The organism is Microbulbifer maximicatervae (SeqCode) (assembly GCF_052467825.1).
Genome location: NZ_CP174327.1, coordinates 860,181 through 882,725, shown reverse-complemented (window position 1 = coordinate 882,725; position 22,545 = coordinate 860,181). Strand labels below are relative to the sequence as shown.

At 48.3% G+C, this 22,545-nt stretch carries 14 protein-coding genes; 6 read left to right on the top strand and 8 right to left on the bottom strand.

The window, feature by feature from the left end; translation table 11 throughout:
* Positions 1-12 precede the first annotated feature (12 nt).
* The 3 genes from glk to ACJJII_RS03875 all read left to right on the top strand — a co-directional run bounded on the left by glk (position 13) and on the right by ACJJII_RS03875 (position 5,650).
* The gene (gene glk, locus ACJJII_RS03885; protein ID WP_444918361.1) at positions 13-975 is read left to right on the top strand and encodes a glucokinase; all 963 of its coding nucleotides are present in this window, start codon (positions 13-15) and stop codon (positions 973-975) included.
* Positions 976-1,145: 170 nt separating this feature from the next.
* Positions 1,146-4,001 carry a TonB-dependent receptor gene (locus ACJJII_RS03880; protein WP_444918360.1) on the top strand — a complete coding sequence of 952 codons (2,856 nt, stop codon included), beginning with the start codon at positions 1,146-1,148 and terminating at the stop codon, positions 3,999-4,001.
* A 137-nt stretch (positions 4,002-4,138) separates the two neighbouring features.
* Positions 4,139-5,650, top strand: coding sequence for a tryptophan halogenase family protein (locus ACJJII_RS03875; protein WP_444918359.1), 1,512 nt, complete (start codon positions 4,139-4,141; stop codon positions 5,648-5,650).
* An 89-nt stretch (positions 5,651-5,739) separates the two neighbouring features.
* Here ACJJII_RS03875 and ACJJII_RS03870 read toward each other — a convergent pair whose 3' ends face one another.
* The 5 genes from ACJJII_RS03870 to ACJJII_RS03850 form a co-directional block, all read right to left on the bottom strand.
* Entirely contained in the window at positions 5,740-6,039 is a 300-nt protein-coding gene (locus ACJJII_RS03870) for a hypothetical protein (RefSeq protein WP_444918358.1), read from the bottom strand.
* Positions 6,040-6,070: 31 nt separating this feature from the next.
* Positions 6,071-7,990 carry a VCBS domain-containing protein gene (locus ACJJII_RS03865; protein WP_444918357.1) on the bottom strand — a complete coding sequence of 640 codons (1,920 nt, stop codon included), beginning with the start codon at positions 7,988-7,990 and terminating at the stop codon, positions 6,071-6,073.
* A gap of 276 nt (positions 7,991-8,266) precedes the next feature.
* The gene (locus ACJJII_RS03860; RefSeq protein ID WP_444918356.1) at positions 8,267-10,438 is read right to left on the bottom strand and encodes a tetratricopeptide repeat protein; all 2,172 of its coding nucleotides are present in this window, start codon (positions 10,436-10,438) and stop codon (positions 8,267-8,269) included.
* Between the two features lie 3 nt (positions 10,439-10,441).
* On the bottom strand, positions 10,442-12,439 hold the full coding sequence (locus tag ACJJII_RS03855) for a DUF3857 domain-containing transglutaminase family protein (protein WP_444918355.1): 1,998 nt from the start codon (positions 12,437-12,439) through the stop codon (positions 10,442-10,444).
* Between the two features lie 399 nt (positions 12,440-12,838).
* Positions 12,839-13,687 carry a DUF3014 domain-containing protein gene (locus ACJJII_RS03850; RefSeq protein ID WP_444918354.1) on the bottom strand — a complete coding sequence of 283 codons (849 nt, stop codon included), beginning with the start codon at positions 13,685-13,687 and terminating at the stop codon, positions 12,839-12,841.
* 270 nt (positions 13,688-13,957) lie between these two features.
* On the opposite strand from ACJJII_RS03850, the gene ACJJII_RS03845 reads away from it, so the two are divergent.
* Positions 13,958-15,604 carry an alpha-amylase family glycosyl hydrolase gene (locus tag ACJJII_RS03845; RefSeq protein ID WP_444918353.1) on the top strand — a complete coding sequence of 549 codons (1,647 nt, stop codon included), beginning with the start codon at positions 13,958-13,960 and terminating at the stop codon, positions 15,602-15,604.
* Between the two features lie 67 nt (positions 15,605-15,671).
* On the opposite strand, the gene ACJJII_RS03840 is transcribed toward ACJJII_RS03845, so the two are convergent.
* From ACJJII_RS03840 to ACJJII_RS03830, 3 genes are all read right to left on the bottom strand, one after another.
* Positions 15,672-16,523, bottom strand: coding sequence for a universal stress protein (locus tag ACJJII_RS03840; RefSeq protein ID WP_413663505.1), 852 nt, complete (start codon positions 16,521-16,523; stop codon positions 15,672-15,674).
* 471 nt (positions 16,524-16,994) lie between these two features.
* On the bottom strand, positions 16,995-17,534 hold the full coding sequence (locus ACJJII_RS03835) for a hypothetical protein (RefSeq protein WP_444892156.1): 540 nt from the start codon (positions 17,532-17,534) through the stop codon (positions 16,995-16,997).
* A 759-nt stretch (positions 17,535-18,293) separates the two neighbouring features.
* Positions 18,294-18,623: a hypothetical protein gene (locus ACJJII_RS03830; RefSeq protein ID WP_444918352.1), complete on the bottom strand. Its 330-nt coding sequence runs from the start codon at positions 18,621-18,623 to the stop codon at positions 18,294-18,296.
* A 264-nt stretch (positions 18,624-18,887) separates the two neighbouring features.
* Between ACJJII_RS03830 and ACJJII_RS03825 the strand changes: the two genes are divergently transcribed.
* Together ACJJII_RS03825 and ACJJII_RS03820 are read left to right on the top strand one after the other, a co-directional pair.
* Entirely contained in the window at positions 18,888-19,031 is a 144-nt protein-coding gene (locus ACJJII_RS03825; protein WP_444918351.1) for an ADP-ribosylglycohydrolase family protein, read from the top strand.
* An 898-nt stretch (positions 19,032-19,929) separates the two neighbouring features.
* Positions 19,930-22,482: an alpha amylase C-terminal domain-containing protein gene (locus ACJJII_RS03820; protein ID WP_444918350.1), complete on the top strand. Its 2,553-nt coding sequence runs from the start codon at positions 19,930-19,932 to the stop codon at positions 22,480-22,482.
* Positions 22,483-22,545: the final 63 nt, after the last annotated feature.

The following is a 22,545-nucleotide window of genomic DNA, read 5'->3' as shown; positions in this document are numbered from 1 at the left end:
AGAAGGATAACTATGACGAGTATCGTAGCGGATATCGGTGGGACCAACGCCCGATTTGCCATCGCCAAGCCTGTAGCAGAGGGTTACCAGCTGGAAGAACTGAAAGTCGTTGATTGCCAACGCTTCGAGGGATTTGATGCAGCACTACAGCACTGGCTCGATGAGTTAAACCAGCCGCGCCCAGAAAAGGCGTGTATTGCAGCAGCCGGTCCGCTGGAGATGACTCCAACAGGTGGAAAGGTTTATATGACCAATTTGGGCTGGACTATTGACGCCGGGGAGCTGGCGCAAGAGTTTAGCTTTCCCCACCTAGAGCTGATTAATGATTTTGCCGCCTTGGCTCAGTCTCTGCCCCGTCTGGCCGAATCAGATTACCAGGTACTGCGCGATACTCCCCGGCAGGCAGGTGCCCCTATGGCGGTGCTCGGTCCCGGAACTGGGCTCGGTGTTGCTGGACTGGCTGAAGCTGATGGTCGATACCATGTGCTGGCGGGAGAGGGCGGGCATGCCAACCTGACAGTCTCCACTGAGCGTGAATTGCAGTTGCTGCAAATCCTGATGAAAACCCAGTTACCCGTTTTCAATGAATGGGTTTTATCGGGCAATGGGCTGGTTAATCTCTATCGCGCAGTTTGCGAGCTGAACGGAGAGATTGCTGAGGACCTGACGCCCCCCGATATCAGCGCCCGTGGCCTTGAAGGTTCAGATCCGCTGTGCCGTGAAGCTCTGATAGATTTCCTCAATTTCCTAGGCAGTGCGGCCGGGGATGCGGCTTTGTACATGGGCGCGCGTGGCGGGGTATTTTTGGGTGGTGGTATACTGCCCAGGATCGCTGAATTGCTACCTGAGAGTGAGTTTGAGCAGCGTTTCCTGACGAAAGGGCGTGTCGCTCAATGGATGGAGGCCGTTCCGGTATACGCGTTGAATGCGGGTTATCAGGCCTTGATTGGCGCTGCAGTACAGCTTGAGGGGTAATTGCCCGGTACTTTTGTTGGGTTATGGCCTGACAAACGTGTATTAAATTACACCTGTGATTGATCTCACACTTTTTCCCGTCTCCTCCCCCCTCGGGGGAGGATGTTATGGATTAGGGGCCGCCCTAGGATGCAGGGTCTCAACATAACGATAAGTCCAGGGAGAAGATGATGAGTCTATCCAATAAAGGTAAAGGGGCGCTCAGACCCACTTTGCTATCTGCTGCCATTGCGGCCTCCGTGTCCGGGGCCTATGCGCAGGAGCAGGAAACACTGGAAGAAGTAACAGTTACCGGTATTCGCACCAGCGTTTTGGACTCCGTTGAAGCCAAGCGCGCCGCCGATGTTGTGGCCGATGTGGTAGATGCGGGCGCTCTGTCATCTCTTCCCGACCAATCAATCGCCGATGCCTTGGGTCGTCTGCCCGGCGTAACCACCGTGCGATCCAACGGTCAGTCCTCACAGCTAAATATCCGCGGTATGAACGGCGACTTCCTGCAAACCACCCTGAATGGTCGTGAGCAGGCCTCTACCAGTGGTTATACCGAAAGTACTCGCTGGATGTCTTTTGACCAGTACCCTGCTGAGCTGATTAATCAGGCGGCGGTTTACAAGACTCCGAAAGCCTCTCATATTGAAGGTGGCGTGGCGGGCTCTGTAGAGCTGAAAACAGCCAATCCTCTCGACGCCGACAAAGAACACAACTTTAATGCCAATGTGCGTATGTCGTTTAACGATGCAGCAGACGACGTCGGTGCCGACGAATTCGGTGAGCGCGTCACGCTGTCGTACATGGGTAAATTTATGGATGACAAGGTGGGCGTAGCCCTGGGTTATTCTCACCTTGAGCAGCCGAACAGCTTTGTAAAGTCCCGCACGGGTGCAGACGGCCAAATCGGTTATGAGCCGGGGAACGATTTCGATGGTGATGGCAGTGAAGATGTTTTACCGCGAGCGTTCCAGTGGCAATCCGGTGATGGTACCGATACTCGTAATGGTTACCTGGCCAGCGTCGTTTTCGAGCCTACCGATAGCTTCAAGGCCCAGTTAGATTATTTTAAGTCAGACTTTGAGCGTGTTGATACTCGCCACGGTATTACGGTTGGTGGCCTGGCCAATACAAACTTTTACACCCTTTCCGATACCGAAGTGAATGGTGGTGTGGTTACCGATGGTACGGTAATTATTACCGACCCTAAGACAACTGATGATTCCAGCCCCTGGTTTGAATCCCGCTCTGAGGATCAATCGACCCAGGCGGATAGCGATAGTATTGGTCTGAACCTGGAGTGGAATTTAGGTGATCGCCACACCCTGGCCGTTGACTACTCCTACAGTAAGGGCACCAAGACGCGCAAGGACCAGATTGTGTCCATGCACGCTTACGACCTGACCTACGATGACGATGGTAACTTAGATACCTGGGAGGAGGCTGCTGGGCAGAGCTTTGCCTATTCCCTCAATGGCGACGGTATTCCCTCAGGCGTTTTCTCCAATGTAGATTTCACCGATCTGGATACCATGCGTTTGTCGCGCTACGAAGAATACCCCCACGAGTACACCGATAAGGTTGAAGCCTTCAAGTTCGATTACAAGTTCGATTTGGAGTGGCGAGCCATTGCATCTATTGAGGCAGGATTCCGTGTCTCTGAGCGCACTTTCGACTCTGAGCGTGGAGCCTTCCTATACGGTAGCCGCGATGGCCAGTTCAATGGCTACTGTGCGGATAACCTGTCCGACATCGATTGTGAGCCGCAACTACTGGACGGCTATGTCAGTGTTGAATCCACCAGCGGGATACCACAGTTCGTAGTCAACGATATGGATGCCCTGGCCTCCAGTATTTTTGGTGCCGGTAATTACCAAGGTAAAAAGGTATTTAGCCAGGACTGGACTTTCGTTGAGTCCGGGACGATGAAAGAGGAAGTCTTTGCCTACTACTTGATGGCCAATATCGATACTCAGCTGGGGAGCATTCCAGTAACAGGTAATTTCGGTGTACGGGTTGTTGAAACCGATGTGAAGTCCAGCGGTATCCAAAATGTGGGTGCAGGCAATGGTATCGAGATTACTGATGATGTGGGTGTAACTTCAGATAGCTATGACTATGTTGAGTACGGCCCCGAATACACAGACACCCTGCCTTCTCTTAACTTGAACTTTGAGCTGACCGAGCAGGACTATATTCGCTTTGCTGCTGCTAAAGTGATGGGCCGTCCGCCGGTTGGGCAGTTGAAGGGCGGCGCTGGTTCCTGGAACAGCGTTAATAACGAAACGAAAGATACTGAATACAATGTATGGACCAAGGGTTCTCCCTACCTCGATCCTTTCCGTGCAAACCAGTTTGACCTGGCTTATGAGCACTATTTTGAAGATGGCGGTGCGGTAACTGCAGCCGTTTTCTGGAAAGATATCGAAAGCCTGGTAGAAAAGCAGTATATCTACCTGGACGACCAGGCAGATCGAACGGCGCTGTTTGATTCCCTGGGCATTGAAATTCCCGTTGGTCTGGAAGCCGGCGCTTTCGAAACATACGTGAACAACGACAAGGGTGGTTATATTCGAGGCATTGAGCTTGCGGGTACCAAAACCTTTGATCAGCTGCCGGGTATTTGGGCTGGCTTGGGTATGACCGCCAGCTATTCATATACTGAGAGTGAAACCGAAGTGAGTGGCGGTAACCTCTATGGTGAAAACCTGCCGTTGCCGGGCCTCTCTGAAAATGTCTGGAGCACTACAGTATTCTGGGACATCGGTAATTTCAGCTCCCACTTCAATGTTCGCTATCGGGATGAATTTATCCTGATTATGCCGATACCGGGAGGCTCTACTCCGGCCTTAGCTCAGGCGTACACTACCGTTGATGCTCAGATATCCTATGCATTCGATAATGGTATCGATGTGGTTTTCTCAGCGAACAATCTTACTGATGAGGCTGATGTGAAATCATATGGAATAGATGGTGTCCTCGGTGAATATACTGAGTTTGGGCGTCAGTTCTACCTCGGCTTGAATTATAGCTACTAAGTATCGCTGATTCTTTCGGTGTAAAACTGAAGGTGTGATAAGAAACCGCCCGCTGAGCTACGCTTGCCGGGCGGTTTTTTTTTAAAATATTAAAGGGCCCGACAATAAGTGCGGTACCGAGTTTTTTGAGAGTCGCCATGAGCAATCAACGCAAAAAAATAATTATTCTTGGCGGGGGCACCGCTGGCTGGATAACCGCTAATCTGATGGCGACCCATTGGCAGAATAAAGGGTTTGAAATCACCCTGGTGGAATCACCGGATATTGGAATTATCGGTGTGGGGGAGGGATCAACTCCGCCGCTAAAAGGTTTTATGGAAACTATAGGAGTTAGCGAATCTGAGTGGATGCCAGCTTGTAACGCTACTTACAAAGTGGGAATTACCTTTAGGGATTGGTCGGTTAAACCGGGCTTTACCGAGTATGTTCATCCCTTTGTCGGCCAGCCTGATCAATTTACTATCCCGGCATTTTTTCATAATAGTTATCTGCGCAGGAAAGGCGTTGATTTGGAGGGACATCCGGATCACTTCTTTCTGGCAACTGAGATGATCCGGAAAAAATTATCTCCAGTCGCGCCGGAAAACTTCCCTTTTGAAATTGCCTATGGCTACCATTTTGATTCTGGTTTATTGGGCCAGTTCCTGCGTCGTGTTGCAGAACAGAAAGGCGTTCGCTATAAGGTGGCGACAGTGGCTGGCGCCATGCTCGATGCGCAGGGGAGTATTGATCACCTGAAAACTACTGATGGTGAGGTTCTCAAAGCGGATCTGTATGTGGATAGTTCCGGCTTTCGTGGAAGTCTCATACAACAATCCCTGAAGGTTCCTTTTATTAGTAGCGCTGAGAGTCTGTTTAACGATTCTGCGGTTGTATTTGCTACGGACCAGGAAAGGGAGTATGCACCGCACACTATTTCTACTGCGATGAAATATGGCTGGGCCTGGAAAATCCCCCTGACTAATCGCAATGGCAACGGCTATGTTTACAGCTCTCGCTTTGTCGACGATGACAAGGCAGAAACAGAATTTCGCGCTCACTTGGGTTTGCTGGACAGTGATGTCGAGGCGCGTAGATTAAAGTTCAAGGTGGGACGGGTTGCCCAACATTGGGCCAAGAACTGCCTGGCGGTGGGGCTCTCCCAAGGCTTTATTGAGCCTTTGGAGGCAACGGCGCTTGATATGGTTCAGGAGACTGTTGTGCGCTTTATAGAGGCCTATAATAATGGTGATCATACAGATAAGTATAGGGATGATTTTAATAATCGTATCAGCGCTCGTTTTGATGCAGTGCGGGACTATATCGTCTGTCACTACCGTATTAGTTCGAGAACAGATACGGATTATTGGATTGCCAATGGCACTAATGAAAAGATATCTCCCTCCCTTCGTTCAATCTTGATGTCCTGGATGGCAGGCAAGAATATTACTGATGAACTACTGGGTCAAAAACTGGATGTCTATTTCCCGAATGTATCCTGGAATTGCCTGTTGACTGGCAAGGGGATTTACCCGGGGCAGGAACAGTTGCGTCCAGGTAATGAGTTTGCACACAAATATAAACTGGAAGAAATTAGGGATTTTAACCGTCGCTGTGCTCTGAACTTTATGCCGCACATGGATCAGTTAAATCAATTAAGGGTGGGGTAGAAGAAAACCTGGAATAGTGCTCGGGTTACTTCTGAGCACTATTCCACTTTAATAAGATAGGGGGTAAATCGTTTTAAATTAATAAATGACTATTCGCTATCCTTTACTTCTATTTTCTCTGATTCTTTTATACGTAGTATGTGCTTTTCTCCACGCTCACCACGAATTTTAACCCGATCTCCAGATTTCATACCTTTGAGCTTGGCTTCATCGGCATCCAGGAAGAAGTAGCGGCCAGTCTGCTCATCTTTCAGGGAAAACTTACGTTCGGATTTTCCCGTTTCAAAATCTTCAGAGATAATTTCCTCCAAGGTGCCAGTTACAATCTCCTCTGCTTGTACAAACAGGGATAAGCTCAATGCAAATGCTATTAGAATGAACTTTTTCATAGTATTTATCCTGCGGTAACGGATTTATAGTCTAATCACTGTAACTGACTAAGATAGTGGCCGACTGTTTGTCTGAGGCCATAGATTGAAACTCAATGGTTAATCCAATATTTGAGTCGGTAAAGCTATCTCCTGGCTCCTTGAGTTCTGCTACATGGTTAAAGAGTCTATTATCGAGATAATGAACGGATACTGAATTTTCCATATGAGACGATGGGTTCAGTATGTCATGGCCTACATGGTAGTTCACGTAGTAGTAGTCTTCCCCATTCTGACTACCTGCACTCTCAACTTTCAGCTGCTGGGGCAGATTTCCTGAGAGCTCTCCCGCAGTCAGCTCAATAGCCTCAATCTCCACCTCTTCTGTGCTGCCGGCGGTCTGGGTTACCGTTTGGGTATATTCGGGGAATAAATCATACCAGCCCATGTACTCTCGGTGACCACTGCCAAATAAGCGCGAAGTCCAGGTATTCCCCATAAAGCTCCCATCTGTTCCATACTCACTTTCGCCACTATCGAAGGTATCGCCATCATTGTTGTCATCATTGCCGGCATGGCCGAGTCCAATATTGTGGCCAAGTTCATGGCCCATAATTATTTGGTCTGTATAAGCGGTAACGATGCTCCACTTACCACCAACAGAGGCGACACCGGCCCCAACCAGCCCAGCACTTTTGGCTTTTGGCGGGTAGATGTAAACGCGGTGGCGCCAGTCACTTAGGTTGATAGGGTTATTATTTTCGTCAACTAAATTGGTTTCCGCCCATTCTGTTGCATTGTCACGCCAAGTGTATCCTCCGTCTGTATATTCTCCTCCCTGGCTGGAGCGGGCTGCCGCATCGTCAACACTTAAAGTGTCACCGTCTTGGTTATCGGGAATGTTGTAACTGATACAGTCAATGGAGCTGTCTTCATTGCTACCTTCTCCATAGCAGTAATGCTCCAGGGAGCTGTCGCTGATGCGATGGCGCAAGAATTTTAGTTGTCCCAATGAATTCTTTAGGTAGGTATTATCGAGAGAGTCTTCGTCGTTAAAGACCATATCTGCAATATCAGAGATATCAGTGGTATCTGTAGGTACGGCATCAGAGAAGTTCATGAAAATGAATACGATACTGCTTTCATCAGGCTCTAAAGTGACGACAGAGAAGGTAATCGATTGAGTAGTGCCATCGCTAAGTTGAAATGAAATGGTATCTTCTGTCGTTTCACCATTTTTTAAACTGTCTGCAGAATCATTCAGGCTGTATTCCCAATCTCCGTTGCTGTATAACTTGAAATCGCCGTAGGATCCGTTAAGTGTTTCCTCGATAAACTCCGGAGTATTGCCATCGACATCCTCCAAAAGGAATGTTCCCGAAGAAAATTCCTTACCTTCAACAATCAAAGTGGCCAGTGGGCTGGCGGGGTTGAACGTGTAGGCATCGTCGTAACCGGTTATGGAAACGGATATAGTGGCTTCTGAATCACTGGAACCGATACCAATATTAAATGCGTCGGTCACTAATTCTGAGCCAGCAATTGGATCGGATAGTTCACGGTCCAAAGTATAGGTCCAGCTGCCATCGCTGGATATTTCAAGCTCTCCGTAAGTCCCTTGAAAATTTCCGGATTCAAAGGTTTGATTGCTGTTTGAGTTATCGACGAGTTGCCCTGATACCGTTGTCTCGACATCTTCACTGACGCTGCCGCTGTCACCGCTTATGCTAGGGGAGTCATCGCCGTCGTCGTCATCCGAATCTGAACTGTCATCATCATCAGAGCTGGAGCTGTCATCATCAGAGCCAGTATTGCCACCGTCATCATCGCCGTCAGAGTTTGCCCCTGAATCGCTATCGCTGCTTACTGGAGTGCCGTCAGGTTCGTTGTCATCGGAGCTTCCGCCCCCACCGCAAGCAGTAAGAAATACAGATAAACTGATAGCCGTGAGTAACTTCAGTGAATAGGTCATATCGCCTCGATAGATCCGTTAAACCAAATGTAATTGGCGCGGAGTATAAAGAGCTGTCAGTCATATTCTGTGATGGCTGGCTTGCTTTTGGGGCTGACCTTTTGCTTGAGCAAAAATTGGTGCTATCGGTCGCACCTAGAAATTTTTTGCCAACAAAAATAAAGAAAATAGTTGGGGATTTTAAGGTAGGAAAAAGAGTGGTTTGGGAGCCTGTTGGCAAAATAAAGTTGAGCGCGGTCAACTATTCTCTGTGAATAGTCGACCGCAAAAAGTATCTTATTCTACAGGGAGTCCACTCAGAAACTGTTTTAAGTGTGAGACATTGCACTCTTCTGTGTCAGTGCAGTTTTTCAGGAATTGTTTCAACTGTTGGTCGTCACTTTGTTCGGTAGCCAAATTCAAATAGTAACGTACCTGATCAAGGTTTTTGCCTGGATTTTCGTCTTGACTATAGGCCTTAGCAATTTTCAGTGAAGCTATGCCATGCCCTCTCTTTGAGGCTTCCTCGTAGAGTGACATTGCTCGGTCTAGATTAGCTTCTACACCAAGCCCCTGTTCATACATACGGGCTTGGTTAAAGTATCCATACTTTGAATTTTGATTCGCTGCCTGCTCGAACCAATGAAGAGCCTCGGGATAGTTATGGAAAGAATCACTACCGGAGTCCAAGTATATGAGCCCCAGCTTATTCATAGCGCTTGCTAATCCCCTCTCTGCTGCTTGAGTGTAATAATAGATTGCCTGTTCCAGGTCCTTTTCTACTCCGTTACCTGCCTCGTAGAGTCCGGCCAACCTGGCACTGGAGTTGGCTGAGCCTTCCGCAGCTGCGAGCCTATAAAGTTGTGCTGCATGGGTCGGATTTTGTTCCACTCCATAACCATTTTCGGCGGAGTAACCCATATTGGTAATACACTCCAGGTGGCCGGCCCGTCCACACAGTAAATACCAGGCATAGGCAATATCGGCGTTGGCATCTGCAATAATATTCTTGGAATGCAGGATCCCCATTTTTAATTGTGCAGGAAGATGATTACGATATGCCGCAGCTTGATAGTCCCTGATAGATTGATTGATATTAACCGGTTGGCCATGGGCGCCTAGTTGTGTGATACGCCCTCTCTCAAAGAGTGCGGCGGGGTTGCCTGCAATAGCGGCCTCATTGAGAAGTGCCATGCCCTCACTGGCTTCTTTTTTCTCCTCCAGCAGGTAGCTGGCATAAAAAAACTGGGCTGGTGAAAAGCCGTTATCGGAAGCTTTTTGAATAAGCTGTTCAAATTGATAGTAATTATTCTGCTCAAGGTAACCAATAGCCTGGGTAAAGTGGGCTATGGGGTAACCTTTATTAGCGCTGGCTTGCAAGAATTGTGCAGCACCGGATTCATTAGTTGAGTTAAATTCCTCTGACGCAAAAAGGGAGTAGAGTTCATACTCCGCCTGGCCTTTCTTCAAATGTTGTTCGGCACTGGAGAGTAGTGAAGTTGCTAACTCTTTGTCCGGATCAATTCCCAGGCCCATAAAGGCTATATAGGCTAGGTAAACCTTCGCCTCTTCGAGGCCCAGATCCGCAGCAGCAACAAATAATTGTGCGCACTCGTTAACTGCGAATTTTTCAGTTTTGCCACTGAGACACAGCCGCCCTAAACTGATATTGGCGGAAATGGATCCCATAATAATAGCGTCCAGATAAGCCTGTTCAGCCTGTGGATACTGCCCCTCCGCATGAAACACAATGCCTTCGGCGTGTCGAGCGGCATAATCTGTAGAGGCTAGTACCTGGATCACATCTGTATAGAGCTGATCTGATGTGCCGGCAAATGGATACCGGATCGCGATCAGTCGATGTAGAAAGCGGGCATTATCGAAGTAGATTTTCGATACCTGATAACCGCCTACTTCCTTTACGTTATATACGCGGTATATAGCATTGCGACTATTTGCAAATTCAAAATAGCTATCAATAATTTCATAGCCGGATATGGTGAGCAGGTCTTCTGCATCTGCCCAGCTCCCGACCTCAAAGGCACTGTAGCTATACTCACCACTGCGTCCGGAGAGGATACCAGTAGCAATAAATTCAAACAGGTTTTTATGGTAGTTGGCGGCTTCTAACTGTCCCACAGACTCATAGCATTCTGCAGCGCTGAGATGGGGCGTCAGTGATAGGATGTTGTTGTTTGTTACGGCCTTCCAGTCCACGGCTTCACAAGACTTATCCCCAGATTCAATCGCGGATAGCTCCGCCTGGTAGCGCTCTCTGGCCGCGATATTATTCAGGGGTTGCTGAGACTCAAGATAGGCAACCCAGAAATCCTCATAAGCAACTTTATCTGGAGCGCTAGCAATTTGTTCGGTTAGCCGCCTTATTTCACTATCGCCGGGTTCGATGGAAGTGTGGGCCGCACAAGAGGCCAGTAAGTAAATAACGGGGGCAAAAAGGAATTTTTTCATTATTTACTTCCTGATCAGTGACTTAACCAGGTTTTTCATTGCCTTGCTGGTCTCCTGGGTATTCGAATTATCGCCCTTGGCCCAGAACTGATATTGAAGTGCTTCATCCAGTTTATCGAGTTGCTCCATATACTCGGCAATATCCGTATTGCGGACATGGTCCGCTTTGGATTTAAAGGCGTAGTTCACCGAGATGTTATTGCCAATATGATTGGAGGTTCTGGAGAAGGTGAACCAGGGATTGTCTATCTGTAGATCCTGGGATTCCTCTCTCCACAAAACCTCTCCAGTAATTTTGGCTACTGCTTTGTGGTTGATATCCACAGGATGTGCCAGCGCTAATGGGCTCTGGCGAATACGCTTCTGGGGGCTGGTGATATAAGAGGCGATACTGGAGCCATACAGTGAGAAAATCTTCCGGGCAGAGTTCAACTCGGCAAAATCACTGATCTCATATAGCTCCGATACCTGAAGTACATTTTCACCCCGATTGTCCTGGTGCTTGATATTGGATGTGATTTCAATACCGGGGTAGTAAGTTGCCATAAAGTTTGCGTAATTACTCTTTATGTATTCAGAGTCCGCTGACTGGAAAAATTGACGCATCTGCTCCGCTTTGAGAGCGCTGTAGGTGGACTCAACAGTTAGCCCTGCGGTATTGGCACCGGCATTGATTTCAAAATTTTCGGTGACATCCAATTGCAGAGTGCCATTGGCGGGATAAATCGTGGTTACTTGTTTTAATGCTTGGGTTCCCTTTCGAATGGGGAGTGCCAATTCATAATCAAAGAAGCCTTTGCTTTTGATATTGGAGCCCTGTCCGGAAGCGGTGCCGTCAACCCAATAATCTTGTCCATTGAGCTCAATGACGCTGATTACATGATCAAACGAACTGGGAGAGGGGATATCATTGGCAAGGTCACGCCCGCGTCCTGAAGACACCAAAGCGGGGTAAGAGTTAACCCCCAGGTGAGACAACATAGCGGTTATTAATATGGCCTTGTCTTTACAGTCGCCATAGCGCTTATCCAAAGTCTCTCTCGGCGTTCGCGGTTGGTGTGAGTTGATTCCAAACTCGATCCCAAAGTAGCGAATGTCCTCCTGAACGTAGGCAATAGCCTGGCTGACCGCTCCCTCAAGGCCTTCCTCTGCGCGCCATTGATCCAATTGCCGGGTGAGTTCCTGTGGCAGGGAGAGGTCAATATCGTAGAGTGTCATTGCCCAGTCGTTTACTTCAGCCCAGCTGTTATAGCCTGAATATTGGATGTAGTTGAATGGGTCATGCCAGTGAGGATATTCCCCCTCCTGAAGGATCGGAGATACCTGCTTCAGGTCCAGCGTGTACTGGTAAGTGCTGTTATTGCGGGTAACGTTCACCGGTACTTTTTCATTGTTAAAACGGTAGTTGAGCTTGTTGTCACTGGTAATTTTTACATAGCGCCTGTCGATGGCATCCGGCCATGACAAGTAGAAAGTACCAAAATCCCCGCGTTCAAAAATAGGATTGTTTCCCTCGAGTGTATAAGCGTAGGAGATTTTGTCACCGGGTCGGATATCCTCAAGAATGTAAAGCGCATTCCACATTTCAGAGTAGAGTTTGCTGGACAGCTCCTGCTCAGACTGGAATAACTTGAAGTCCTGTTTGTCCAGGCGATCAATCACTTGATCATTGCGGGAGACGGTAATTTCGTGAACGACCAGCTGCTGGAATGCGGGGTAAAAACTAATGTTCAGTTCCGACACCTGTTTAACCCCCTGCTGATTGAGGGGCTCCATCACCAACTGAAAATAGTATTGGTGTTGTTCGTTCGTATGGGATATCTGGGAGTTGCTCAGGTGATACCTAACACTGCCTTCGGGTGCAGTGACACTACTCGAGAGGTCGACGGCATCCACCCAAGTGGGTGTTGGGGCTATGTTAATTTCAGGGGTAGCCTGGGCCAGCGATACAGCAAATAAGAGAGTCACAGCCAGAATTTGGCCGAAGGAACGATATTTCAAAATGAGCCTCGATTGTTATCTACAGCCTATACCGGCGGAGACAGAATAGATCTTGGGTGGGGAGTAAGCAGAAGGGGGCACGCAGGGCACCCTACGATTGATTCGCTCCTGTTGAACCCTGGATCTTTCCCTATAGGGCAGTGCCTGTTGCCGTTTGGCAGCGGCGCTCCGTTACCGCTTGGTGTTGGGATCGTTTAGTGAACAGCCGGTAATATACCCCAATGGCTATGGGCTGAGTATCGGATGGCTATGATCGCTGGCGTTTTGAATAAGTTTTTCGGCGGTTCAAATTGATGAAGGTAGGGTTTGTTGTGTCTGGGCGATAAAACGGTTAAAAAATAACCGAATCTTGAAGGTGGGAGGCCACCCAGCTTGTAAGCTGAGTGACCTGAGATCTGCTTATTGGGTTTGCTCCTGAACGGGCATTTCTTCGAGCTTAGCCTTTATCTCTTTCAGCTTTTCCTTAACTCGGGCTGCATTTTCGGGGCCCATGCGGATCATCAGCTTTTGTATTCCAGGGAGTTTTTCCAGTTTTGGGTCGGCAAATTTGTAATACACCGACGGGCGTATCAATTGAATCGGGCCTTCAACATCTGGCGCTGCCAGCACATTGTCGATTGCTCCAATCACCACCTGGTGGAATGACTTGTTGCGAATCCCCAGCTCGCCGTAGGCCTGGGCTAAACGGGGGTACCAGTATTGATACAAGGTGATGATTGCATCAGTGTTAGCCAGTGCGAACAATCGTACTGGTTGGTCGTAACGGCGATAGTTCTCCGGGGACAGCTGGTAGCCCTCAGCGGATGACCCGGTAACGGTGATGGGGCCGCGAATGGTTTTCAGCGGGCGATGCTTGTGAATCAGCTCACCACGGGATGCTGCGTTGGCAGCGGCCACCCATTTACGTATTACTTCGTCGGGTACCAGCCAGCGGGACAGGGCGCCGTCGGGTGCCAAGGACATTAATTCGTCATATGCGGCCTTGTCGCTCTCGTTCAGGGGGGGAGGCGGCTCTCTACCAGGCTCCTCTTCAATGACCGGCTCCTCGGGCGGCTGGGCTGGTTCCTGACTCTCAGGTTGTGCCAGGGCTTCCGGCTCGGGAGCAGTTTGGGGTTCTTCGACAACACCGATGGTGGGAATTTCTTTTTTCTTTTCCTCGCCGGTCCAGAGCCAATAGGCTGCTGCAGCGACAACGACCACCACAATAATGCCGATGATCCACCCTTGCCTAGATTGTTGTTCCGACATTCCCTGCCTCCTTTGACTGCTAACAGAATGTGACGCTTGGACCACGACAAAGCGCTGCGGTTTCTCGCGATCTGCTGGTTTTACATTACTCTGCAAAAGCGCCGCTCGCAAAATAGTTTTACTATGGGGTAATTGCACAACCTTATCGCCGGTCTTGAACCCTGCGCAGTGCCTACGCCCCCGCGCGGGAGGATGTTTGATTTACTGGGCCTATTAGAGTGGCCTGGGGAGCTTCTGAATAATTCTGAGCGGCGAATAAAAGAGAGAACAATGGGAAAATTCACCAGCTTATTGATTGGCCTGATGCTGGGTGGTGTACAAGCTGCCGTGGCTGCAGAGCCGGTAGATCCTTTTTGGCGCAATGCGACAGTCTATTTTATGTTGCCGGACCGTTTTAATAACGGCGATCGCAGCAATGACTTCCCCTACGGCCGCAAAGACGATGCGGCATACCTGCGTGGCTTTGAGGGAGGGGATCTGCGCGGCGTTATCGAGAAAATTGAAGCGGGGTATTTTAATGATCTCGGAGTCGATGCTATCTGGATGGCCCCGGTGATTGAGAACATCCATGGCTACAATGAGTCCGATAAACGCACCTACGCTTTCCATGGCTACTGGCCTAAGGACTGGACTGCCGTAGATGCCAACTTTGGCACTGAAGCAGACCTGGCGGAATTGATTGAGGTAGCTCACAGCCAGGGGATTCGCGTATTGCTGGATGTAATTCTCAATCACACCGGGCCAGTCACTGAACAGGACTCCAGATGGCCCTCGAGTTGGCTGCGCAATAGCCAGCAATGCGATTGGTCCGACTATGCCGGCAATGTTGAGTGTGCAATTCACGCGAACCTGACGGATATCCTCACGGAGAGCGAGAAAGATGTCGAGTTGCCGCCGCAACTGGTGGCAAAGTGGAAAAAAGAAGGCCGCCTGCAGCAAGAGCAGCGTGAACTGGATGCCTTTTTCGAGCGCACTGGCTATCCCCGCGCCCCCAAATATTACCTGATCAAGTGGTTAACCGACTGGGTGCGTGAATACGGTGTCGATGGTTTTCGTGTGGACACCGTCAAACACGTAGAGCCACAAGCCTGGGCAATACTGAAAAACGAAGCGGATATAGCCCTGGCGGAGTGGAAGGCTGAGAACCCGAAGAAGAAATTGGACGATCGCAATTTCTTTATGGTGGGTGAGGTTTACCATTTCGGCGTTAACAACTTTGGTCCCAGTGTTGGTCGCTCTTACGATTATAGCGATCGGAAAGTGGACTATTATCAGTACGGTTTTGACAGCCTGATTAACTTCGATTTTGCCCAGGTTGCGGGCAAGCCAGCGGAGGATATTTTCTCCAGCTATTCCTCCTCCTTGAACAGTGGTGAACTAAAAGGGCTCGGTGTCCTAAATTATCTAGGCTCCCACGATGACCATCACTCATTTGACCGCGAGCGCCAGCACACACTGAGTGCCGCAAGTAAACTGATGTTGGCGCCCGGTGCAGTGCAGATATATTACGGTGATGAACTGGCGCGCCCCATGATTGATGATCGCGCATTCGGCGACGCCTCTATGCGCACCAATATGAACTGGGATGACTTGGAAAAGCCGGAAACCCGTGCATTGCTGGCTCATTGGCAGAAGCTTGGGCAGTTTCGTCGATCGCACCCGGCAGTTGGAGCTGGTGTACACCAGAAGCTGGAGGATAAGCCTTATACATTCTCCCGCACCTTATCTGGTGAGCAGCCGGTAGTTGTGGCGATGGAACTGTCCGCGGGTGAGAAGAGCGTATCAGTTAAAGGTGTGTTTGCCGATGGTATCGAACTGACCGATTACTACTCGGGCAAGCGAGCCAAAGTTGAGGATGGCAGGGTGAATTTCGATACAGAGGGAACTCTGCTACTGCTATCTGCTAAATCGCAGTAAATCCAAAAAAGAAAGCCCCTGCAGATAGCACTGCTGGGGCTTTCAGCATCCTTGAAAATGGGATGACTTAATCGTTGTTCATTGTTGTTGTGGTGAACTGGTTACATACCATCACATCAACGTCCAACTGGCCAATTACACGCTCGGCAGTATTGCCACGCAGGAATGAGCCGGTCTCGCCGTACTGATTCATGGTTCCCATCACGACCAAGTCTGCATCGATCTCACGGGCCACCTCCTCAACAACATCACTGGTATAGCCGCGCTTTACGTGAATGCGATGGGTGGGGACACCGGTTTTATCGGCAAGCTTGGCCAAAGCACCGCGATCTGGGTAGAGCATGGAATCCAGGAAAGCGTTTACGAGGTGTAGCTCTGCTCCGTAATGACCTGCGATATAGGTCGCGCGTTCGCTGATCTGGCGATTGAGCTCGCGCTGCTCGAGGGTTTTTGCCTGGTAGTTAACGGTAGCCAATACAACTTTGCGCTCGTCCTTGGCGCCGGGGCGAATCAATACTACTGGGCAGCGCGCTGTTTTCAGGACTCGCCATTTGGATTCGGCGAAGGTAAAGCGACGGCTGCTCTTCGCGTGTACTGGTAGGTAGATCATTTCTGCGTTGCAACGCTTTGATTCCTGCACGATGGCCGCCTGCCAATCACTGGACCAGCAAACAGTGATCTCACAGGAAAGACCAGCTTCTGAGATGGGTTCACGAATTTGTTCACGGAACCACGACTCATCGCGAAATAGGTGGTCGTTAACTGCACGGGTATCCACCGCTTCACCATCAACTGCGACGAATACAGCCAGTCGCGGCTGAGGATTGCGTCCACGTGAAGTGATCAGGGCTCGCTCCAGAGCTACATGCTTCTCATCGTTAGGGTCCACTACAACGAATACGGTGCTTTGCTGCTCCATTTTTTCTCCTCAACTAAGCGTGTTACTGGCCAGTGCGACCTGCAGTTGACCAAGAGGTCTAATCTATCATGATGGGGTGGTCAGCCCGAGTACCTGACTGTCCCATTTGTCGAATTTGGCGCCTATCTCATCGAATAATTTTGTTGCGCATAATGGCGAAGTTGGGGGTGGGGGTATTGAGGTAGATCAAGTTTATAGGTAGCGCGTGCAAGCCCTACTAGAACCAAAATGCGGGTGACCAGAATTCAAAATGTATTCTTGCCTGGTAGCGTTATTGAGAGCTGGTTGGAGTATGTTGGGATTGGAATTACTTAGAGAGTGGGGGGCTAACTACAACACCATAAGTAACTATCGGCTACAGGCTCTTTGAGTTAAGCCGTGATTGGTTCTTTTAGTCTTTCCCAAAGAAACTTACTCGGTGAAGAGGGAGCGCGCACTATACGCGCGTCCCTAGTGCTCAATTCGTAAGGTTTAGACTTCCCGATACTGGTCAATGAGCGCTTTGATATTTTTCTTAAGTACAGCGCCAATATCTCCACCTGCACCGCCCACGGACAGATCACTATCGGCGTGAGCCTTGTATTTAACATCACCGGTTTCGGAGTCCTTAACAGTCAGGACAGAGTCAACGCCTCCCTTTCCTGCGCCAAAGCCAACAGCCCAGCGCAATGCGCGATTTCCGTATTGAACCTTCACATCAAGATCAACGAGCAAAGTCTTGCCTTCAGCTTCATCTAAGGAATTGACGAGTTGATAATCGCTCTCTCTGGCAAATTCCTCGAGTTCACTGCGGGTATGGAGCTCCCAATTTTTCATTTTTTCCTGTAGGGCACTATTGTTTTTGGCTGCACTTTCATTTGAGTACACCCTTACATCTTGTATTAATATATTTTTATAGTCTTCAAAACTTTGCGCTTGAACGTCTGTTTTTACGTGTGCGACACCACATCCGTATAAAGCTGAAAGTGTCACGGCAAGGCAAAACACCTTTATTCCTTTGAAAAATTTCATCCTTTTCCCCTTAATTTGAATATAAAAGCTGAAGCTTCACAGTAGGGATCGAGCCCTAGCTGTCTATTTCAGTTGCCGGCTGAGCAGTTTTATAGTTAGTGCAGATGGAATGAAGTACATGTTCACTGCCCGGTAAGTTTACAAGGAAAATACATTACTTTCTCTACTGATAAGGTTAGATCACACTTGAATGAAGCTATGGTGCCAAGTTGTAAGGCAATTTCCTTCAGATACACTATGCCAAAACTTGAGCCTGCAGTCTGAGGAACTAATCAAAATTGTCTAGCGCAATAGCTTAGATGCATAGCAGGTTTTGTATGGCAGATTGCCACATCTACTGTAAGAGGTAGGTAGATAAACTTAGTGATTTGGGTGTTTAAGTGACAAATTGAAGTGTTTTTAGAAAGGTTCTATGTTTAACGCCCGTCCCTCTTGCTAGCGACTGGTAGAGAGATCAAAACGCAAAACATGTATTTGTACCGTCGTTTGTTATATATTTTTAGCTACTGATTGAACTGACACAAATCCAGTTCCCGACCATTAAGGTAACCGTACTGGGTACCTAAAACGTAGTTAAACAAAATGTAAGCCCTGAAATGTCGCAGAGGTGTAGTTCATTGGCTAGTTATATGCTATTTATCAATTAGCAATTTCTTTATTCATTCTACTTGACTCATAACGCGCTATAAAAGGTTTAAGCGTTACAGAGAAACTGCGAAGTGAAGCTCCAGCCCTGTCTGCGTGACTTTCATTAATCTGTTATGAATTTTCGATATTCCAGTTGTCTACGACATTTGAGTAGATTAATTCTCTAATGCTAATTATTAACGTCGATATACCCAGGGCTAGCGCACCCATACCCAGTTTGAAAGTGTAGTCGCATAGCGAACTAGATAACTCGGCTAGCCGGAAGCAGTTTAACTTTTCACTTAGCACCATTTCATCTTGTGCTACAGTAAATGCGCCTTTGCAAAAATCTTTAATATTAAAATGAGCACAAGAAGATGCAGCACTGAGTGCGTACCATGCAACAAATGCAGATAATAAGGCAAGTGAAAGAAAGGTTAATTGACGCCAGCTAAACTTCAATTGCTGCCTCCATTTATACTCGTCGAACAGTCGAGTTATTTCTTGTAAGCCCAGCGCACATAATGCAGGATTATGTCGATTTTCTCGATATCCTGGATGCAATATTACTCTAGACTAGGGGAAATAAGGCATTACTACAGCTATAACGGAGCTGTGTAAACATCCAAATCATATGGAGACGCTATAGCTATAGAGTTGGCTGAAGAGCTTGCTCGTGGAGATAGACCTTGAGGTCGGGCGATTGAATAGGTGGGGGAAGGTTGGGTGGCTGAAGAGGCTCTTGTTATTTCAGTTTACTGTGCCCTTAAAGCTCCAAGCTTCAAAGAAGCGTTGCTGATGGCTGTTAATCACGATGGCGATCTAGATTCTACAGGCTCTATTAGCGGAATCCTGATTGGTGCCAATTAGGGTGTGGGTGCAATTCTTGCAAACTGGTTGGCTCAACTTGAGCTATCTGATGAGATATCAGAAATAGGTCAGGATCTACTGGAGTTTTGAGATTGGCCTGTAAGTGAGTTTGATGAACACTGTGATTATGCTCATGGAATAACTAAGAAATATCTGGGGTATTAATTTCTATCTATCTAGAGTCATTGCTAAGAAGTGCTCACATACCGTCATTACTTCAAGCATTTAAAGCTAGAGTTGTGAGTGATTCTGATTTCCCGTCTGTTTAAATTTTGGTCTTAAAAGCCAAATTATCTTCGCTATTTAGACCTGTAGCACAAATATCTACTACGCCCCCTATAGGGAGGATGTGCTCTCAAGCACTGATTATTAGCCTTCCAAATGCCCGAATAGTTGTAATTTCGGGTTTGCAGTAGCACAGGAGGTGCATATTGCCGCTGCTGTTCGGTATCTGTTCACATACTACCGGTTTATTGATGCCTTTGGTGGTCTGTGGATATCTCAGGATGAGTGATCAATTGGCCGGGTATTGAAATCCAGCGGTTTAGATACTGCGTAGTTGGGGTTTCCAAATATCTGGCTTGAATTGCAAAAAATAATAAATGGTCACCTGTGATGATAAGCCTGAACTTTTCTTCGCCGCTTTCGGTGCTTCCCACAAATTCTTTTCTTGAGCGAATGCCTATTGGTTGTGTCGCTTGAGGAGAATATTTCTAGCTCCTACTGTGGGGCGAATGCAATCCAAGTATTTGCAAGTGCCTGGGAAAAGGCGTGCTTATAGGTTGACCCTATTTATGTAGAAATGGAGAGCCATTAATCATTGGTGGGCAACTGCTCCAGGGGTTCTCCTTATACAAAAAAGATAACGACTACAGATGAGAGAAAAAGGAAAGCTAAAATGAAAAAACAATTTCCGTTAAAAGGGCTTCTGGGAGGCGCGAGTATCGTACTCGGAGCCATGTCCAGTACCCATGCCAGCGCAGGCACGGCCTTTGTACACCTGTTCGAATGGAGCTGGAATGATATCGCCAGTGAATGTGAGGAGTTCCTGGGGCCGAAAGGTTTTGACGCGGTGCAGATCTCCCCGCCCCATGAACATATCAGCCACTCCACCTGGTGGGCGCGCTACCAGCCGGTTTCCTACACTAACCTGACCAGCCGCAGCGGTACCGAGGCTGAGTTACAGAGCATGATCAGCCGCTGTAATGCGGCAGGTGTAAAAGTCTACGCAGATGTAGTCATCAACCATACGGCGGCCTGGAATGGTGGAGGCACGGGTTGGGGCGGTACCGAGTGGACATTGTTGAATCACCCCGGTGAGTTTTCCTCTTGGGATTATCACTCCGATTGCACTATTGATAACTATAGCGATGCGAATAACGTCTGGAATTGCCGCTTGAGTGGACTTCCAGATTTGGATACTGGTTCCAGTTATGTTCAGCAGACCCTGGCCGATTACCTAAATAAATTACAGGGTATGGGCGTTGATGGTTTTCGTGTAGATGCGGTTAAGCATATGTCTCCCAGCGATATGTACAGCATCATGAGTAAAGCTGGTAATCCCTGGATCTTTTCTGAAGTTATCGGCGCAGCTGGCGAAGCCTCTGAAATCCAGCCATCAAATTATACATTCCTGGGCCGTGTGACTGAATTTAAGTACGGCACTGATGTAGCGAGTAATTTTAACGGACAAATTAAAAACCTCGCCAGTATTGGTGAGAGTTGGGGACTTTTATCTTCCAGCGATGCAGTTCACTTTATTGACAACCACGATCGTGAACGTGGCCACGGTGGTGGCGGTAACCTGACCTATCACGATGGCTACAAGTACAACCTGGCCAACGTTTTTATGTTGGCACACCCCTATGGCTATCCGAAGGTAATGTCAGGTTATGACTTTACCGATACCGATATTGGTCCCCCCAATACTGGTCCGGAGAGTTGTGAAAACAACGAATGGGTATGTCAGCACCGATGGGGCAATATTGCCAATATGGTGGGTTTCCGTAACTACACCGACGGCACCAGTATGGAAAATTGGTGGGATAACGGAGATAACCAGATTGCCTTTGGACGCGGTGATAAAGGCTATGTCGTTATCAATAACGAGGGTAATTCTTTCAGCCAGACACTGTATACAGGCCTTCCTGCTGGGGACTACTGCAATGTCCTGGCGGGAGATGATGAGTGCAGTGGCGATGTTATTTCCGTAGGCAGCAATGGCTTTGCAACTTTCAATGTTGCAGCTTATTCCGCTGCTGCCATTCACGGTGGGCAGCTATCTGGTTCCTGTGGTGATGAATGTTCTGGTACAGGTTTCCCCAGCCTTTATTTCCGTGGCACAGCCAATAATTGGGAAGCAACGGCTTTTGAATTGGTAGCAGATAATACCTGGCAATTGGTGGTCAATTTTGATGGCCAGGCAGACCAACGCTTTAAGTTGGATATCTACGGTGACTGGGCCGAAAATTACGGTGACGATGGTGCTGATGGCACGCTGGATCAAACCGGAGAAGATATCTATACCTCTGTAACCGGTAACTACTTAATTGAAGTAAATGATGAGACTCTGGCCTATTCGATCACCGAGGTCTCTTCCCAGCAAGCACCCACTGCAAGTGTGACTCCAGTATCCAGCACCGTAGAAGTCAATCAGAGTGTCACCCTGGATGCCAGCAGCTCTACTGATAGCGACGGTAGTGTGATTTCCTATAGCTGGAGCAGTGGCGGTAGTTCTTCCTCGACGACTTTGAGCTTCGCCAGTGCGGGCACTTATTCCGAGACAGTCACTGTTACTGACAACGATGGCTTAACCGATAGTGCTACGGCAACCATTACCGTGACTGATCCCAATGCTGGTTATGCTCAAAACTTTACGGCATTAAATTTCCGCGGTACGCCCAATAGCTGGGGCACTCAGGCGATGACCCTGGTTGCAGATAATACCTGGCGTGCCACTGTGGTGTTTGATGGCAGCAGTAACCAGCGCTTTAAGTTTGATGTCAGCAGTGACTGGGCTGAAAACTACGGGGATAACAATGCGGACGGCTCTCTGGAGCAGGGTGGGGATGATATCTACACCGATGTATCAGGGACTTATATTGTTGAGGTTAATGATGAAAACCTGAGCTACAGCCTAACCTGTGCAGACTGTGGTAGTTACGCATCCAACTTTTCCTCACTTTACTTCCGTGGCACGCCAAATAGTTGGGGTGCTGACGTTATGGAATTAGTAGCCGACAATACCTGGGAAATCCAGGTAAATTTTGATGGTCAATCGCAGCAGCGTTTCAAGTTTGATGTTAATGCTGACTGGAGTGAAAACTACGGCGATAGCGACTCCGATAGTGACTTGGAGCAGGGTGGGTCTGATATCTACACTTCTGTAAGCGGAAGCTACAAGGTGCAGGTGAATGATCAAACTATGATGTACACACTGATCACTTTATAGCTTTTGGAGCCAAGCAGGTTGAAATTACGACCTGCTTGGCTTCTGGTCTTTAAAGTATGAAGA

Coding starts and splice junctions, on each gene's coding strand:
- glk (WP_444918361.1), top strand. CDS start 13: ATGACGAGTATCGTAGCGGATATCGGTGGGACCAACGCCCGATTTGCC.
- ACJJII_RS03880 (WP_444918360.1), top strand. CDS start 1,146: ATGAGTCTATCCAATAAAGGTAAAGGGGCGCTCAGACCCACTTTGCTA.
- ACJJII_RS03875 (WP_444918359.1), top strand. CDS start 4,139: ATGAGCAATCAACGCAAAAAAATAATTATTCTTGGCGGGGGCACCGCT.
- ACJJII_RS03870 (WP_444918358.1), bottom strand. CDS start 6,039: ATGAAAAAGTTCATTCTAATAGCATTTGCATTGAGCTTATCCCTGTTT.
- ACJJII_RS03865 (WP_444918357.1), bottom strand. CDS start 7,990: ATGACCTATTCACTGAAGTTACTCACGGCTATCAGTTTATCTGTATTT.
- ACJJII_RS03860 (WP_444918356.1), bottom strand. CDS start 10,438: ATGAAAAAATTCCTTTTTGCCCCCGTTATTTACTTACTGGCCTCTTGT.
- ACJJII_RS03850 (WP_444918354.1), bottom strand. CDS start 13,687: ATGTCGGAACAACAATCTAGGCAAGGGTGGATCATCGGCATTATTGTG.
- ACJJII_RS03845 (WP_444918353.1), top strand. CDS start 13,958: ATGGGAAAATTCACCAGCTTATTGATTGGCCTGATGCTGGGTGGTGTA.
- ACJJII_RS03840 (WP_413663505.1), bottom strand. CDS start 16,523: ATGGAGCAGCAAAGCACCGTATTCGTTGTAGTGGACCCTAACGATGAG.
- ACJJII_RS03835 (WP_444892156.1), bottom strand. CDS start 17,534: ATGAAATTTTTCAAAGGAATAAAGGTGTTTTGCCTTGCCGTGACACTT.
- ACJJII_RS03820 (WP_444918350.1), top strand. CDS start 19,930: ATGAAAAAACAATTTCCGTTAAAAGGGCTTCTGGGAGGCGCGAGTATC.